Source organism: Streptomyces sp. NPDC054834 (assembly GCF_053611185.1).
On sequence record NZ_JBSGZV010000001.1, the window covers coordinates 168,454 to 184,179 of the forward strand.

Here is a 15,726-nt window from a genome sequence, read left to right on the forward strand (position 1 = left end):
CCGGACGGTGCTCTTCGGAAGGAAGCCGGGACCTCTTGAACAGCAGCAAGCACACGGAGTTGGCGAACCACGCCTGGTCCGTCGCCGATCTCCTGCGCGGCGACTACAAGCAGTCCGACTACGGCAAGGTCATCCTGCCGTTCACCGTGCTGCGCCGCCTGGAGTGCGTCCTGGAACCGACGCGCGGCAAGGTCGTCGAGACCGTCGCCAAGTTCGCGGGCCAGGAGATCGACACCGACCACTTCCTGCGCAAGGCCTCGGGCCACTCCTTCTACAACAAGAGCGACCTCACGCTGCGGAAGATCGCGGCCGACCCGCAGAACGCGGCGAAGAACCTGCAGATCTACGTCGGCGCCTTCTCCGACAACGCCCGCGAGGTCCTCGACAAGTACGAGTTCAGCCAGCAGGTCAGGAAGCTCGACAGCGCGAACCTGCTCTACCAGGTCATCGGCAGGTTCACCGACCTCGACCTGCACCCCGATGTCGTGCCCAACCACAACATGGGCTACATCTTCGAGGAGTTGATCCGCCGCTTCGCCGAGCAGTCGAACGAGACCGCGGGTGAGCACTTCACCCCGCGCGAGGTCATCAAGCTGATGGTCAACCTGCTGGTGGCGCCGGACGCGGACGCCCTCAGCCTGCCGGGTGTCGTCCGCACGGTCATGGACCCGGCCTGCGGCACGGGCGGCATGCTCAGCGCCGCCGACGACCGCATCAAGGCCCTCAACCCCGACGCGACGGTCGAGGTGTACGGGCAGGAGCTCAACCCCGAGTCCTGGGCGATCTGCCGGTCCGACCTCATGATCAAGGGCCAGGACCCCGAGAACATCCGCTTCGGCAACTCCTTCTCCGACGACGGCCACTCCCGCCGCAAGTTCGACTACATCCTCGCCAACCCGCCGTTCGGCGTGGAGTGGAAGAAGGTCAAGGAGGAGGTCGAGTACGAGCACAAGTCGCTCGGCGACGCCGGCCGCTTCGGCGCGGGCCTGCCGCGCATCAACGACGGCTCGCTGCTCTTCCTCCAGCACATGATCTCGAAGATGAAGCCGGTGGACGTGAACGGCGGGGGCGGCTCCCGCATCGCCATCGTCTTCAACGGCTCCCCGCTGTTCACGGGCGCGGCCGAGTCCGGCGAGTCCAACATCCGCCGCTGGATCCTGGAGAACGACTGGCTGGAGGCGATCGTCGCGCTCCCGGACCAGCTCTTCTACAACACCGGCATCTCCACGTACTTCTGGATCCTCACCAACCGCAAGGACGCCGACCACAAGGGCAAGGTCGTCCTGCTCGACGCGCGCGACCAGTGGCAGAAGATGCGCAAGTCGCTCGGCGACAAGCGCAAGGAACTCGGCGACGGGACGAACGGCCGCCCCGACCACATCGGCGACATCACCCGGCTGTACGCGGAGGCGCTGCAGGTCGCGGGTGACCCGGAGCACGCTCTGAACGGCAAGGTCAAGGTCTTCTGGAACGAGGACTTCGGCTACCAGCGCATCACCGTCGAACGCCCGCTGAAGCTCCGCTTCGAGGTCACGGAGGAGACCTTGGCGGCACTGGCGGAGGCCAAGCCGGTGGCGAAGCTGGAGCGGAGCGAGGAGTTCGTCGCGGCGGTGCGTACGCTGCTCGGCTCGTCCTGGACGACGAAGTCCGAGGCGTTCGTCGCCCTCAAGGACGCGGTGGTCGCGGCCGGGCTGACGTGGCCGTCGGGCGCGCCGTTCGCGAAGGCGGTGCGGGAGACGGTCGGGGTACGGGACCCCGAGGGCGAGGTTCAGAAGGTCAAGGGCGCCCCGGAGCCGGACGCGGACCTGCGGGACTTCGAGAACGTTCCGCTGGGCGAGGACGTCGAGGAGTACCTGAAGCGGGAGGTGCTGCCGCACGTTCCGGATGCGTGGATCGACCACACGAAGACGAAGATCGGCTACGAGATCCCGTTCACGCGGCACTTCTACGTGTATGAGCCGCCGAGGCCGCTGGCGGAGATCGACGCGGAGCTGAAGTCGCTGGAGGCGGAGATTCAGGCGCTTCTTAACGAGGTGACCGAGTGACCGCGTACGTTCCGCTCAAGAGGGTGGCCCGAATTCGCTACGGATTGGGACAGCCTCCTCCGCTTTCGGAGGAGGGCATCCCGATCATCCGGGCAACCAACGTGTTCCGAGGAAAGATCAGCGCCGACAACCTGCTTCGCGCTCATCTTCAGGACCTGCCATTGGACCGAGCCCCGCTGCTGCACGAGGGAGAAATACTGGTCGTCCGGAGCGGGGCGTACACCGGCGACTCGGCCCGTATCACCAGTGAATGGGCTGGCAGCGCTCCAGGATATGATCTGCGAGTGACGCCGCAGGCGGTGAACTCACGCTTTGCGGCTCACGCGCTACTGAGTACAGCCACACTCGATCAAATCAAGTTGGCGAGTACCAGGGCGGCCCAACCTCACCTGAACGCAGAAGAGCTGGGCGAGGTTAAATTGTGGCTGCCGTCGACGGAGGAGCAGCGCCGCATCGCCGACTTCCTCGACGCCGAGACCGCCCGCATCGACCAGCTCACTTCAATGCGAGACCGGCAATCAAAATTGTTGGATGACCGCCGACGGAGTCAACTCTCCGAGCTTGTTGAAAGCCTCACCCAACGATTCGGCTCTATTCGCCTACGACACGTGACGATGAGGATTGAGCAGGGCTGGTCTCCCCAATGTGAAGACCGCCTCGCGGAACACGGTGAATGGGGCGTCGTGAAGGCTGGTTGCGTCAACTCTGGGCGGTTCGATCCGACCCAGCACAAGGCGCTTCCCGCTGACCTGGAACCGCGCCGGGAGTACTTGCTCAGACAAGGCGATTTGCTTATGTCGCGCGCGAGTGGTTCCACCGACCTCATTGGTAGTGTCGGCGTCGTTCGAGAAATCAGCGACAACCTGCTGCTCTGCGACAAGGTATATCGGATCAGATTGGACTGGACGAGGGCGCGAGCTGACTTCGTGGCTCACGTACTGCGCGGTCACCAGGCTCGGGAGCACATCAAGAACGGAATTTCCGGAGCCGAAGGTATGGCCAACAACCTCCCGACGAGCGTCGTCAAAGACTTGCTCCTGCCGAAGGTACCCGTGAGCAAACAGGCTTCCATCTCGGACTCCCTTCATCAGAGCGCCGAGTCAGTTGCACGTGCCCGAGAGTCACTGCATCGCTCGATTCAGACCCTCACCGAACGCCGCCAGGCCCTCATCACCGCCGCCGTAACCGGCCAATTCGACGTAACCACCGCCAGCGGGCGTAACGTAACGGACGGAGTGAGCGCGTAGCCATGAGCCCGATCCACACGGAGTCCGCCTTCGGTGATGCCATCGTCGCCGCCATGGTCGAGCGCGGCTGGCGCGAGGCGCGCCCGCAGGACTATCGGGCCGATCTCGGCCTCGACACCAACGAGTTGTTCACCTTCATCGGGGCGACCCAGCCCGACGAGTGGAGCGAGCTACTCACCGTCTACGGCGGCGACCCGAACGAGGCGCAGCGCGGGTTCGCCGGTCGCCTCGATCAGGCCATCGCCACCGACGGGCTCCTCGATGTCCTTCGCAACGGCGTCAAGGACCGGGGTGTCCTGCTCCGCGTCGCCTACTTCAAGCCGAACCTCGTCGCCCACGACTCCGTGCTCGACGGCTACCGGGCCAACCGCCTCACCGTCGTCCGTGAACTCGAGTACGCGACGAAGCAGGCGGACTGGGGCAACAGGCTCGACCTCACCCTCTTCCTCAACGGAATCCCGGTTGCCACGGCCGAGTTGAAGAACCCGCTGACCAAGCAAGGGGTTGAGCAGGCCAAGGAGCAGTACCGCACCGACCGCGACCCCACCGAGCTGATCTTCACGCGCCGGCTCGTCGCGAACTTCGCCGTGGACCCGGACCTGGTCTTCGTCGCCACCCAGCTCAAGGGCAAGAACACCCGCTTCCTGCCCTTCAATACCGGCTCCAACGGCCCCGGCCAGCCAGGCGGCGCCGGCAACCCTGCCCCCACCGTCTACGGCACGTACGCGACCTCCTACCTCTGGGAGCAGGTCTGGCAGCCGGACAACTGGCTGGACCTGCTCCAGCGGTTCGTGCACCTGCACAAGAGCAAGACGCCCGGCGGCGGCACCACCAAGACGATGGTGTTCCCCCGGTACCAGCAGTGGGACGCGGTCAAGAAGCTCACCGCGCACGCCGCCACCCACGGCGCGGGACACGACTACCTGGTCATGGCCTCGGCCGGCTCGGGCAAGTCGAACACCATCGGCTGGCTGGCACACCGCCTCAGCGACCTGCACACCCCCACAGACCCCCGCGAACTTGACCCCGAGGCCATCGCCAAGGGCCTCAAGCCGGGCGTGCCGGTCTTCGACAAGGTCATCGTCATCACCGACCGCCGCAACCTGGACGCTCAACTCCGTGAAACGGTCGGCAATTTCGAGCAGACCGCGGGCCTGGTCGTGAAGATCGACGAGAAGCACGGGGCGAAGGGCGAGCAGCTCGCCAAGGCCCTCTCCCGCGACACCGGCAAGATCGTGACCGTCACCCTGCACTCCTTCCCGGCGCTGCTCGACTACCTCCAGCGCAACCCGACCGAGATCCAGGGCAGCCACTTCGCGATCATCGTGGACGAGGCGCACTCCTCGCAGTCCGGCGACGCCGCCACCGCCGTACGGTCCGCTCTCCGTGACCTCGGCCTGGACTCCGACTCGGACGACGCGGGCGCCACCACGGTCAAGGCCGAGGCCGCCACCCTCGACGAGCAGCTCAAGAAGCGGGCCGAGCAGCGTTCCCGCGCCGCGAACCTCTCCTACTTCGCGTTCACCGCCACGCCGAAGGCCAAGACCCTCGAACTCTTCGGCACGCTCCAGGACATCGACGGCAAGGCGGCCTACCGGCCCTTCCACACTTACTCCATGCGGCAGGCGATCGAGGAGGGCTTCATCCTCGACCCGCTGCGCAACTACGTCACGTACAACACGTACTGGAAGCTGGTGAACCAGAACCCCGACGAGCGGGAGGTCGACCCGTCGAAGGCGAACTCCCTGCTCGCCCGGTACGCGCTCACCCATGACTCGACGGTCGCCCAGCACGCCCAGGTGATCGTGGAGCACTTCGTGGCGCACAGCCTGGGCCGCCTCGGCGGGCGGGCCAAGTCGATGGTGGTGACCGCGTCCCGGCAGTCCGCCGTGCAGATGGCGCGTGCCATCAAGAGCTACATCAAGGACCGGGACTACGACACCAAGTACCCCGATCTGGGTGTCCTCGTCGCCTTCTCCGGCTCGCTCACCATCGACGGCGAGGAGACCACCGAGCCGAAGGAGAACGGCGGGCTGTCGGAGAGCGCGCTGCCGAAGGCGTTCGCGTACACGCGTGCCGACGACAAGGCCGCCCGAGCCGGCGGTGCGGGCCAGCGCGAGTACAGGATCCTGGTCGTGGCGGAGAAGTACCAGACCGGCTTCGACCAGCCGCTGCTGACGACGATGTACGTCAACAAGTCGCTGACCGGCATCTCCGCCGTCCAGACCCTGTCCCGGCTGAACCGGACCGCCGAGCGCAAGACCCAGGCCGACCTGGCGGTACTGGACTTCGTCAACGACGCCAACGACATACAGGAGTCCTTCCGCCCGTACTTCGAGGAGGCGAACACCCTCCCCTCCGACCCCAATCTGCTCTACACCGCGCAGAGCCGGGTCATGCAGGCCGCGATCCTGTCCGGCCAGGAGATGGACGAGTTCGCCGCCGCGTACTTCGCCGCCAAGGAGAAGGCGGCAGGCTCACAGTCCAAGTGGGAGAAGCTGCATGCCGAGCTGTACCGGCTGCTCTCCCCCGCCGTCGCCCGCTTCACCGCGCTGCAGGACAGCGACGACGAGGACGATCAGGAGACGGCGGAGGGCTTCCGCGCCGACCTCAACGACTACGTCAGGAAGTACGGCTTCCTCGCGCAGATCGTCCCCTACCGGGACGCCGAGCTGGAGCGGCTGCACCTCTACGGCCGCTACCTCCTCAACCGGCTGCCGCGCCGGGCGGACGGCGGCGTGGACATAGGCGAGGTCGACCTCAGCCATATGCGGGTGGAGAAGACGGGCGAGTACGACGTCTCCCTCACCGCCGAGGGGCCGACGACGATGCAGGGCTTCGGCGACGGCTCGGGCGGCGCGAAGGAAGCGGAGAAGTCGCTGCTCTCGCAGTTGATCGAGAAGTTCAACGAACGCTTCGGCACCGAGTTCACCGAGCAGGACGTCATCCGCCCGTTCGAGGAGGCCAAGGCCGACCCGAAGGTGCGGGCGGCGGCCGTTGTCAACGACGAGGAAAACTTCGGCCTCGTCTTCGACAACGTCTTCGCGGACAAGATGGCCGACCACATCGACACCATCGCGGGCATGGGCCGCCAGTACTTCGGCCCCGACAAGGGCTTCAAGTCCAGCCTGGACCGCAGCGCCCGCAAGGCCGCGTGGCGGATGATCCGCCGCGAGGAGGGCCTGGACGACGACGTCTGACGCTTACGCCCCGGCTGGTTACGCCGGCCGGGGCGCCCTTGAAGGACATCAAGACTGCGCGCAGTGCGAGTTGTCCTCTTCATGAGGCGCAACGGATCGGGAGGGGAAGTAATGGATCACGCGGCGGGCGAGCTCGAAGAGTCTCGGCTTCAGAAGGCCGTCGAGACGATCACCATCACACCGGAGGCGGCCACTGAGCTCGTAGGCGGTTACCGTGCGACTTTCGAGTCCAAGTTCAAGCGGCAGCCCGAAAGCCTGGACGACAAGCGCCGGATCGCCGCCAAGATCATTGGCCGGTACTCCAAACTCTCGGCAGCCGCTGGGGCGGTCACTGCAGCCCCGAGCGTGATTCCGGGGGTCGGGACGGCGGTCGCAGTCCTGGGCGGCGGTGTCACGGATATCGCCATGACACTCAAGCTCCAGGTCGACATGTGCATGTGCCTGGTCGAGGTGTACGAGACCGAGCTGAGCAGTGAGGACAAGAAGCACCTCGCCTTCACGATCGCGTTGGCGGGTTCGGTAGAACAAATGGCAACAAAGGGTGGCAAGGCAGCGGTACAGAAAATCGCCGAGAAGTTGGTCTACCAGTACCTGAAAGGGCCCGCTCTGGTCACGATCAAGCAGTTGTTCAAGCGGGTGTCCATCACCTTCACCCAGAAGGCGATGGCCAAGGCGATTCCGGCCGGTGTAGGTGTCGCTTTCAGTAGCTCCACCAACTACGTCCTGACGACGGTGGTGGGCAGGGTTGGCGTCGCCGTCCTGGCCAAAGAGGTGAAATAGCCCCCGCCCCTCACCCCGACAGGACGCGGGTGCCCAGCCGCCAGTGCGACTGGGCCCCACGGGGGTTGTGAATGTACGGCTCAGATGGTCTGGTCGGCGGCCAGTCGGACGAGCCCGGCCCACGCGTCGGGGGCGACCGTCAGAACCGGTCCGGATCGGACCTTCGAGTCCCGGATGTGTACAGTTCCGGCGGCATCAGCAACCTCGACGCACTCCCCGCCCTCGCCGCTGCTATAGCTGCTCTTGAACCAGGCCGACTCCGGCACCGTCGGCTCAGGCATCTGGTTGCTCATTTCTCTCCCAGCAGTTTCTCGACACAGGCCAGCGATTCATGTGGAGTCAGCGCCTGAGCCCGGAGGATCCCGTACTGCTCCTCGATCTCCCTGACGGCCGACCTGTCTGTGTGGAGGCGGCTGTCCCGCTGGACCTCAACGTAGGCCATCCTCCGCCCGTCGCGGTTCTCGATCAAGGTGAAGGGTCCGGCCAGACCGCAGTGCTCCGTGCGCTCGTTGGGCATGATCTGGACCTCTACATTGCGTCGGTGCCCGTGCAGCATGATCTGCTCAAGCTGTCCTCGCAGTACCGCCCAACCGCCGATGGGACGTCGAAGTACCGACTCCTCGATCACGAAACTCAAGGTCGGCATCGGCCTGCGGGAGAAGATCTCCTGTCGAGCAAGCCGGGCTGCGACTCGTTGCTCGACAGTGTCTTCGTCAAGTAGCGGGCGCCGCATGGCGAACACGGCGCGCGCGTACTCGTCGGTCTGCAACAGGCCAGGAACAGCCTGGGCCGCGTACACGTGGAGAGCCACCGCCGCCGCCTCCAACCGCGCCATGTCCCGGAAGAACGCCGGATACTGTGCCCGCCCCACCTCCTCCTTCAGCGCCTTGAGGACGCCCCCGGCCTCCAGTACCTCGTCCGCGCGGTCGATGAACCTGGGCGAGGGAATCCGCCGGCCCTGCTCGAAGGAGGCGATCGACTGCCCCGCGTATCCCACCAGCTTCCCGAACTCCGCCCGCTCCAGGCCCGCCCGTACCCGCAGCAGCTTCAACTGCCGCCCGAAGGCCGTCACCACGCCCGATCCCGGCTCGTCCTCCGGCCTCGGCCCGGCGTCTTCCCGCGCACCCTCGGCCTCGCCCTGCTCCACCGACTCCATCGGCTCCACCGCCTCCCCGGCCCAGTTCCCCGGCCCAACGCGCCCGCCCCGAGCCGGTCACGCGGCGCGTCTCGTACACCTGCCGCCCCGTCGCGTACAACCGGCATGCGACGGCGCGTCACCACTGGTCACGCTACGCCACCGCCGGGAGCGTTGAGGGCATGAACAATGAGATCGCTGCTCCTTCCCGTAACGGTCAACCCATTGGCCCCACAGGTCACTTCGAGATGCGGTTCAGCTCCACCCCGCGCGGCGCGCGGCTCGCCCGGCGTCTTGCCGGGCAGCGGCTCGACGCGTGGGGCATCCCCTACGACTGCGACACGCACCACGCGCTGACGCTGATCGTCGCCGAGCTCGCCGCCAACGCCGTGCGGCACGGCCGGGTCCCCGGCCGCGACTTCCACCTCGCGCTGGCCCGTGACGCCACGACCGTACGGATCGAGGTCACCGACACCCGCACCGAAGGCGTACCGGTCGTGGCGACGCCCACGGACCTCCGCGATACCGGCCGCGGCCTGCTCCTGGTGGAGCACCTAGCCGACCGCTGGGACTGGCGCCCGCGCCCCGACGGCCCCGGCAAGACGGTCTGGGCGGAGTACGTCCTGCCGGCGGGAGGCTGACCCGCCGCCGCACCGTCCTGCCCGTCGTCCACCGCCGCGCCCAAGCCCATGTCGCACCGCGACCGCTGGACGGCATATCGACGCAGCGGTCACACTTGACCCCTGACCGTGACTGTTCATCACGCACACCGGGGGCAAGGTGCCGCAGGAGGCGATCTCCGACCGTTACGAACTCCTGGAAGAGCTCAGCCACGGCGGCATGGGGGACGTGTGGCGCGGCTACGACAGCGTGCTCGACCGGCCCGTCGCCGTGAAACTCATCCGGCAGGCGTCGGTCACCTCCCCGCAGCTGGCCGAGGAGTTCGCCAAGCGCTTCCGTCGCGAGGCCCGTATCACCGCGCGCATCCAGCACCCCGGCGTGCCGCAGGTGTACGACGCGGTGCTCGACGCATCGTACGAGCGGCTGTTCCTGGTGATGGAGCTCGTCGACGGCGTACCGCTGTCCGCCTACCTCGACCCCGGCCGGCCGCTGCCGGTCAGCTGGGCGGCCGCCGTCGCCGCGCAAGTCGCGACCGTGCTGTCGTACGCGCACGACGTGCCGGTGATCCACCGGGACCTCAAACCGGGCAACATCCTCGTCGCCCGCGACGGCACCGTGAAGGTCCTCGACTTCGGCATCGCGGCGATCCTGCGCACCGACGTCACCAAGCTGACCGCCACCGGCAGCCCCATCGGCACCCACCAGTACATGTCGCCCGAGCAGGTCCGCGGCGGACGCATCACCCCGCAGACCGACCTGTACGCGCTGGGCTGTGTGCTGCACGAACTCCTCAGCGGGCGCCTCGCGTTCGAGGCGGAGAGCGAGTACCTGCTGATGTACCAGCACGTCAACGCCGCCCCCACCCCGCTGCGACAGCTGCGGCCCGACGTCCCCGAGGCGCTGGAGGAGCTGGTCCTGCACCTGCTGCGCAAGGCGCCCGAGGCACGGCCCGCCGACACGCAGGAGGTGTACGCGCGGCTGCTGCCGTTCCTCCCGCCGCCGGGCGGAGAACCCGGCACGGCCGATGCCGGGCCGGCCGGCGCGCCCGACCCGACGGGCGTGTTCCGTCACCCTTTCGCGCCCCGCGCCCGCGCCCAGGCCCCCGCACCCGGCGGTTCGGCGCCGACCGCCGTCCTCCCGGGGGCTCAGCCGGTGCCCGTCCCCGCCCGGCTGCGCGAGGACATCAAGGAGGCGTACGCCCACTCCGACGCCCTGCTGGAGGAGGAGCGGTTCGCGCAGGCCGCCGAGGTGCTCGGCGAGGTCATCGAACCCGCGGCCCTCGCCCTCGGCTCCGAGAGCAAGCAGGTCCTGGCGCTGCGCCGCCAGCGAGCGGCGATCCGCCTCCTCGGCGGCGACTACCGGGCCGCCCTGCCCGAGTTCGACGCCCTCGCCGACGCGTACGCCCGCATCGCCGGACCCACCGGAGAGCAGGCCCGCGCCTGCCGCGCCCAGGCGGCCCGGTGCCGCGCCGAACTCGGCCAGGTCACCGACGCGCTCGCCGCGCTCCAGGGCGTGCTGAACGTCGTACGGGCCGTCGACAGCGACGTGAGCGAGGAAGCCGTGGAGCTACGGCACAACATCGGGATGCTGCTGCTCGCCCAGGGCCGGGCCGCCGAAGCCCGGCAGGTCCTCGAACCGCTCCACCAGGACATGTGCATGGTGTTCGGCCCCGACGACGAGATGACCGTCGAGATCGCCGAGGCACTAGCCGTGATCCGCCTCGGCCTCGACGGTTCGGCTTCCTGACCCGCCTCCTCGAGAAGCGGCACCGGCCGAAACCACGCTGCCCGCGACGAGTTTCCCTTACAGATCCCACTCGTCGGCCAGCAGCCCCACGAGCCGCTGCTGCCGCTTCTGCAGCAGTTCCGGCTTCCACTCCTGGTGCTGCAGCACCTGGCTGGTCAGGGCGAACGTGGAGACGCCGTGCCTGCCGGTGAAGTACTTGGCCTTCTTCTCGGTGAAGTCGTAGTTCTGGGCGTAGGCGTTCTTCGTCCGGTTGAGCAGGACGAGGTTGCCCAGCCGGTGCGTCCACCGACCACGCTGCTCGTCGGTGAAGTGCCGCAGCCACTGCGACTGCTGCTTCGGGTTCTGCGGCAGCACGTGCTCGACGGTGATCAGGGTGTGGTCGTACGAGACTCCGGGCTTTCCGGCCAGCATCTCGTCCAGGCGCAGCAGGACGTACTTACGGGTCTTGGTGACGAGGTATATGTCGCCGTCCAGACGCGCGAGAGTCTCGGCCTTCTCCGTGTCCGTCAGGGCGAAGGAGGTCGCGTCCATGCCCTTGCCCGCGTTGAGTTCACGCAGGAGGTCCGCGTAACGCGTGACGCGGGGAGTGGTGTAGACGCGGCGGATGAACATGCTGGCCGCCAGCCGCTCCAGTGCGCCGAAGAACCTGTCGAGCCAGGCCGGGTCGTCACCGTGGTTACGCAGCGCCCACAGGGCAGCGGGCCGCCAGTCGTTGTTGTCGATCTGCTGGAGGCGTTTGAACCAGGCGTTGACCTGCTCCGCTCCAGAGGCCGCCGGATAGCTGGCGTCGCGGATCTGCACGTAGGCGTCCGCGTACGGCACGACGACGTCATTGACGAACGACTCTGCCTTGCCGGGCAGATAGTGGCTGAGCACCTGCTCGGGAAACTCCTTGAGCAGTTCCCGCTCTGCCCGCTTCATGGCGAACACCATGCGCAGGTGAAGGAAGAGGTCGGCGAAGTCGTCCCGCCCCAGGGCCTCCTCCGCGTCTTCCCACTTGCGGGCGCACTCCTCCGAGGTCTTCTCATCCAGAGCACCGATGATGTGCGACTTGAAGATGTCCGTGGGCGAGAGGTCCATGCCCCGGGAGTTCATGACGCTGAAGATGCGGTGCGCGCTGTCCAGATCGGGGGTACTGACGACGACCAGGAAGGTGCGCTCGCCAAGCATCTGCACGAGATCGAGCCGCCGCTCCTCCGACCACTCGGCGAGATTCGTGTACAGCGCCCTGGCGTTGCGCAGAACGGCCTTCTGCGCGTCCGTCGGCAGCGTCTCCTCCTTCAGGATCCGCAGTGCCTCGGTGGCTCCCTTTGTCTGGACGTACTTCTGGAAGAAGCCGGCGTCGCGGAATCGCAGGGTGAGCCTGGGCTTGGGATCGAGCCGGCGGACCTTGTTGCCGGGCTCTGTGACCAGTTTGTCGAGATCACTGCGGAGGTCAGGGTCCTCCGCAAGGTCGCGAAGGAGAGCGAGCAGGATCGTCAGGGTGGTGAGGCGCTGCTGGCCGTCGATGACCTCGGCGGGCGCGTTGCCCTTGGCCTTGACGAGGACGATGGAGCCGAGGAAGTACGGCTCGTCCGTCCCCCTGTCCAGCGACTCCTCCAAGTCGGTGAGCAACTGAACGGCCTGCTCGACGTCCCAGGCGTAGGGCCGCTGGTAGTCCGGAATCCGGAAGTCGTAGTCGCTGCTGAAGACCTTGTGCAGGGACACTTCCTGCGCCTCTAGTTGCTGCATGTACCAAGGATGTACGGGCCATTGACGCCGCGTCTCGAGAATCCCGCGAGTTGAACGATGCTTGTGGTCCTGTCCTGGGCACAGTGACGTCTCGGACACCGCAAGGGCTGGGGCTGGGCTTCGTCGCCGTCGTACGAGTGCGGCTACGTCGGTCGGCCCGAGATCCGCCCGAGCTCTCGGGGCCCGCAGTCAGCTCGAGCCGCTCCTGCGTCAGCGGCCCGGGCAGCGTGGCCGCGCGGACGGTCGAGAGCCCCGACACCCTGCTGTAGGCCGCCTCTGTCGCCCCCAAGGTCTGTGCGGTGCTCAGGGCTTCGAGGGCCGCGGCTGAGCTCGGCCGTCTCCCCCGCTTTCCTTCCCACGGCCTCGTGGGGCCCTCATGGGAACGTCATGGGAACGGAAGGCCGTGTAAAAGCGGGGAAGGATCAGACAAGGGCGGAAGACCGCACCCCGCTGACCAGCAGGAACGGTCAATCCAGGGAAAACTCGCCATGAGCTTGCGGGGCCATGATCACTCGCCCCGAAGCAGCTCCAGCCCAAAGCCGCTCCACCGACCTCGGTGGACTGGTCACAGAAGCCATGAACGCCAGGCGCTGCTAGGAGTACGGCCCCAGGAACCGTTCTCCGTTGAAGTGCACCATGTGGGTCTTGTTCTCCGCGATCCACACCTCGGTCTCCCACGCGATATCCCGGGCGAATCTCCTGAAGGTTGCCTTGTCAGGGAATGCCGTGACGAGTACGAGCCCAGGCTTCGCATCCTTGAACAGCCCCTTCAGTTCATCGACCCGCTTACCATCCATCGGTCCGTGGGACGTAACAGCCTCGACCAGGACCAGCCAGTCCCGGTCCGTATAGTGGAGAACAACGTCGGGCATCTTGCCGTGAGCATCGACCGTGATACCGAGCTGCCGAAGGTAGTCGTCCTTCTTCACGATCCACTTGTCCCCGGTATCTCCGAGGTACACCACGGCCGCACCGGGTGTGAACTCCATGCGGAAGGATTCGACGACTGCCCGGATCAGTTCGCTGTGCTTTCCCGGGCTGAGGGTGATGTCCTCTTCATCGCCAGGCAACGCCACGGATACCCGGCGCGACTCACGCTCTGCGTCCCACCGTTCCCGCAGGATTCCGTACTCGTCGTGAAATCGCTGAAGGCCGGCCTCCCACTGGGGGGTGCCAAACGTGGCCAGTGCTTCCAGCGCTATCGCTGTCGGTTCATAACGGTTGTTCTGGTCATTGACCGTTCGGTCAGGCATGTCCGAGTTCGCGACGAGGACGCCAGCGGCAATCAACTGCTGTACTGACTTGCGCCTGATCGATTCCCGACTGTTCGGCTTGTAGCGCGTCGGGTCCGTGCGGCCCTTCTTGACGAGCGGGTAGTGGACCGCCATCCAGTCCATGCACTCCGTGATGCCGAGCGTGTTGGACCGCACGGCCGGCCAGGGCTCTTCCGGCTCCAGGCCGAACATCGCCAGCAGCACCAAGGCAGTACGTGTCGACTGCTGGGCCTTCGGCAGGCCGAGCTCTTTCAGGATCTGCTGCGCCTCACGAACTTTCCGATGCTGCGCTTCCGACGCCGTCGGCATTCGCCCTCCCCAGGTCCAACTCTGGCACCACTTCGGCCAGCGCGGCGTCGACCCTACCGGGAGTCACTGACAGCCCGACTCTCACTCCAAGTTCCTTGAGTTGCTGAAGACTTGGATACTTCAGACTCCGCAGGTCACCGGCGTTGATCTGCGTGTGCCCACTGAAGATCCGCACGTACTGGTCTACGACGGAGCTGTTCAGGTACGCGGTCAGCCCGGCGGCCAAATCGGGGTCGAGCCCGTGGTGCGCCTGGTGGAAGACGTTGATGTGATTCTCGACCGCGACGTCCTCCCCGTTGATGTCGTCCGGCAGGAGCAGGCTCGCCGAGACACGCCGCGGTTCCTCCTTCGCACTGAACCGCTTCACCAGGCAATAGGTACCTGAAGGCAGCACCAGGGGCCGGGTATCCGCGTTGTCAACCAGCGCCTGAGGCTTGCGGCCGCCAGACGCTGGCCACACCACGCGGCCGGCACTCAGGTTCACCGGGTAGAGGAGCGGTACCGCCCCCTTCGCGGGACTGCCGAGCAGATTCTCCGCTGTGCGGAAGTCGACGACGCGTCCCGTGCTCACTTGGACGCCGAGATCGCGCAAGGTCGCCGGCAGCTTGGCCATGCGTCCCGCGGTGGCGAGATCATCCGCGTTCGTGGCGATGTGAATGAATTTCTGCGGGTCGCCCTCGTCAACGACCTGCTCGTACGGCACGGAGTGACGGACCGGCCAGTCTTCGTAGCCGCCACTCACCGACACGATCACGTCGCCCGGCGCCTGGTCCGCAGTAGCGTGGAAAATGACGTTCTCCTGCAAGACCTCCGAGTCGGAGAACACCCTGTCACGGCGCTCGAAGACGTGGAGGTGACGCAGACGCGTGCGCTTCAGCAGGTCGTCACGGAACTTCCGGAAGTAAGCACCGTTCGCGAAGCTCCGGGGCGTGATCGCCACGAGCTGCCCCTCCGGGGCCAGGAATCGCAGCGCCAACGCCACAAACGCGGTGTAAAGGTTGCTGGTCTCGATCCCGCAAGATGCCAGGAGACCACGCTCGGCACTCTTGGAATTGATCTTCCGGTAGGGCGGATTCATCACCACCAGATCCCACTGAGGCAGGTCCCTGCCCTCCGTGAGAGTCGCGGCTGCCCATGTGATGAAGTCGGCGGTGTGCTGCTCGTAGGTCATCGAGTGAGCGTCGGCACACTCGTCCAGTGTCACGGTGAGATCTCCGCTGACCTGCTCGTCGATCTCAAACGTGGTTACGTCCAGCTTCAGGTCGGGTGCCACCATGGCCGCGCGGGCAACCAAGGCGGCAGTGAGGCTCCCCACGCCCGCACCAGGGTCCAGGACACGTAGGACACCGGTCTTTGGCAGGCTCGGCAGACCCGTGATCAGTGCAGCAGCAGTCGACGGTGTGAAGTACTGCCCCAGATCGGCCCGCGTCGCAGCATCAAGCGCGTTGGAACGCGTGACGCGGCGGGTCTCGGTGCGCTCTGTGAGGACCTCTGGAAGCAGTTTGCTCATGTGCTACATGATGCCGGAACTCCCCCGACGGCTCGTTTCCCCTGGGGAAAGTCGCCGATGCGCGAGTAAGTGGCTGAGTGTCCAACTGCGTGACAACGCCAACGGTTCGAATCCCGCCGGGGGCGCAG

At 66.5% G+C, this 15,726-nt stretch carries 11 protein-coding genes; 6 read left to right on the top strand and 5 right to left on the bottom strand.

The genetic code is table 11. The features are described 5' to 3' along the window. The first annotated feature begins 35 nt into the window (after positions 1-35). The 4 genes from ACWGJM_RS00775 (at position 36) to ACWGJM_RS00790 (ending at position 7,272) form a co-directional block, all read left to right on the top strand. A complete protein-coding gene (locus ACWGJM_RS00775) occupies positions 36-2,045 on the top strand; it encodes a type I restriction-modification system subunit M (protein WP_453409495.1) in 2,010 nt (669 codons plus the stop codon). After that, complete coding sequence (locus tag ACWGJM_RS00780; protein WP_453409496.1) at positions 2,042-3,292, top strand: restriction endonuclease subunit S; 1,251 nt, start codon at positions 2,042-2,044, stop codon at positions 3,290-3,292. Before ACWGJM_RS00775 ends, ACWGJM_RS00780 begins: the two co-directional genes overlap by 4 nt. A gap of 2 nt (positions 3,293-3,294) precedes the next feature. Further along, positions 3,295-6,492: a type I restriction endonuclease subunit R gene (locus tag ACWGJM_RS00785; RefSeq protein WP_453409497.1), complete on the top strand. Its 3,198-nt coding sequence runs from the start codon at positions 3,295-3,297 to the stop codon at positions 6,490-6,492. Positions 6,493-6,603: 111 nt separating this feature from the next. Then, complete coding sequence (locus tag ACWGJM_RS00790) at positions 6,604-7,272, top strand: hypothetical protein (protein WP_453409498.1); 669 nt, start codon at positions 6,604-6,606, stop codon at positions 7,270-7,272. A gap of 80 nt (positions 7,273-7,352) precedes the next feature. Here the strand turns inward: ACWGJM_RS00790 and ACWGJM_RS00795 are convergent, their stop codons facing one another. Together ACWGJM_RS00795 and ACWGJM_RS00800 are read right to left on the bottom strand one after the other, a co-directional pair. Next, positions 7,353-7,553: a DUF397 domain-containing protein gene (locus ACWGJM_RS00795; protein ID WP_453409499.1), complete on the bottom strand. Its 201-nt coding sequence runs from the start codon at positions 7,551-7,553 to the stop codon at positions 7,353-7,355. A gap of 8 nt (positions 7,554-7,561) precedes the next feature. Next, complete coding sequence (locus ACWGJM_RS00800; protein WP_453409500.1) at positions 7,562-8,428, bottom strand: helix-turn-helix domain-containing protein; 867 nt, start codon at positions 8,426-8,428, stop codon at positions 7,562-7,564. 227 nt (positions 8,429-8,655) lie between these two features. Between ACWGJM_RS00800 and ACWGJM_RS00805 the strand changes: the two genes are divergently transcribed. After that, positions 8,656-9,048 carry an ATP-binding protein gene (locus ACWGJM_RS00805; protein ID WP_453409501.1) on the top strand — a complete coding sequence of 131 codons (393 nt, stop codon included), beginning with the start codon at positions 8,656-8,658 and terminating at the stop codon, positions 9,046-9,048. Between the two features lie 139 nt (positions 9,049-9,187). After that, positions 9,188-10,774: a serine/threonine-protein kinase gene (locus ACWGJM_RS00810; RefSeq protein ID WP_453409502.1), complete on the top strand. Its 1,587-nt coding sequence runs from the start codon at positions 9,188-9,190 to the stop codon at positions 10,772-10,774. Positions 10,775-10,831: 57 nt separating this feature from the next. Here ACWGJM_RS00810 and ACWGJM_RS00815 read toward each other — a convergent pair whose 3' ends face one another. The 3 genes from ACWGJM_RS00815 to ACWGJM_RS00825 all read right to left on the bottom strand — a co-directional run bounded on the left by ACWGJM_RS00815 (position 10,832) and on the right by ACWGJM_RS00825 (position 15,598). Beyond that, complete coding sequence (locus ACWGJM_RS00815) at positions 10,832-12,505, bottom strand: DUF262 domain-containing protein (protein WP_453409503.1); 1,674 nt, start codon at positions 12,503-12,505, stop codon at positions 10,832-10,834. A 593-nt stretch (positions 12,506-13,098) separates the two neighbouring features. Beyond that, positions 13,099-14,088 (bottom strand): BsuBI/PstI family type II restriction endonuclease, encoded by a 990-nt coding sequence (locus tag ACWGJM_RS00820; protein ID WP_453409504.1) that lies wholly within the window; start codon positions 14,086-14,088, stop codon positions 13,099-13,101. Beyond that, a complete protein-coding gene (locus ACWGJM_RS00825) occupies positions 14,048-15,598 on the bottom strand; it encodes an Eco57I restriction-modification methylase domain-containing protein (protein WP_453409505.1) in 1,551 nt (516 codons plus the stop codon). Before ACWGJM_RS00825 ends, ACWGJM_RS00820 begins: the two co-directional genes overlap by 41 nt. Between the last annotated feature and the right edge of the window lie 128 nt (positions 15,599-15,726).

Excerpts from the sequence above, each read along its gene's own strand:
- ACWGJM_RS00785 (WP_453409497.1), top strand. The coding sequence starts at position 3,295 with ATGAGCCCGATCCACACGGAGTCCGCCTTCGGTGATGCCATCGTCGCC.
- ACWGJM_RS00790 (WP_453409498.1), top strand. The coding sequence starts at position 6,604 with ATGGATCACGCGGCGGGCGAGCTCGAAGAGTCTCGGCTTCAGAAGGCC.
- ACWGJM_RS00795 (WP_453409499.1), bottom strand. The coding sequence starts at position 7,553 with ATGCCTGAGCCGACGGTGCCGGAGTCGGCCTGGTTCAAGAGCAGCTAT.
- ACWGJM_RS00800 (WP_453409500.1), bottom strand. The coding sequence starts at position 8,428 with ATGGAGTCGGTGGAGCAGGGCGAGGCCGAGGGTGCGCGGGAAGACGCC.
- ACWGJM_RS00805 (WP_453409501.1), top strand. The coding sequence starts at position 8,656 with ATGCGGTTCAGCTCCACCCCGCGCGGCGCGCGGCTCGCCCGGCGTCTT.
- ACWGJM_RS00815 (WP_453409503.1), bottom strand. The coding sequence starts at position 12,505 with ATGCAGCAACTAGAGGCGCAGGAAGTGTCCCTGCACAAGGTCTTCAGC.
- ACWGJM_RS00820 (WP_453409504.1), bottom strand. The coding sequence starts at position 14,088 with ATGCCGACGGCGTCGGAAGCGCAGCATCGGAAAGTTCGTGAGGCGCAG.
- ACWGJM_RS00825 (WP_453409505.1), bottom strand. The coding sequence starts at position 15,598 with ATGAGCAAACTGCTTCCAGAGGTCCTCACAGAGCGCACCGAGACCCGC.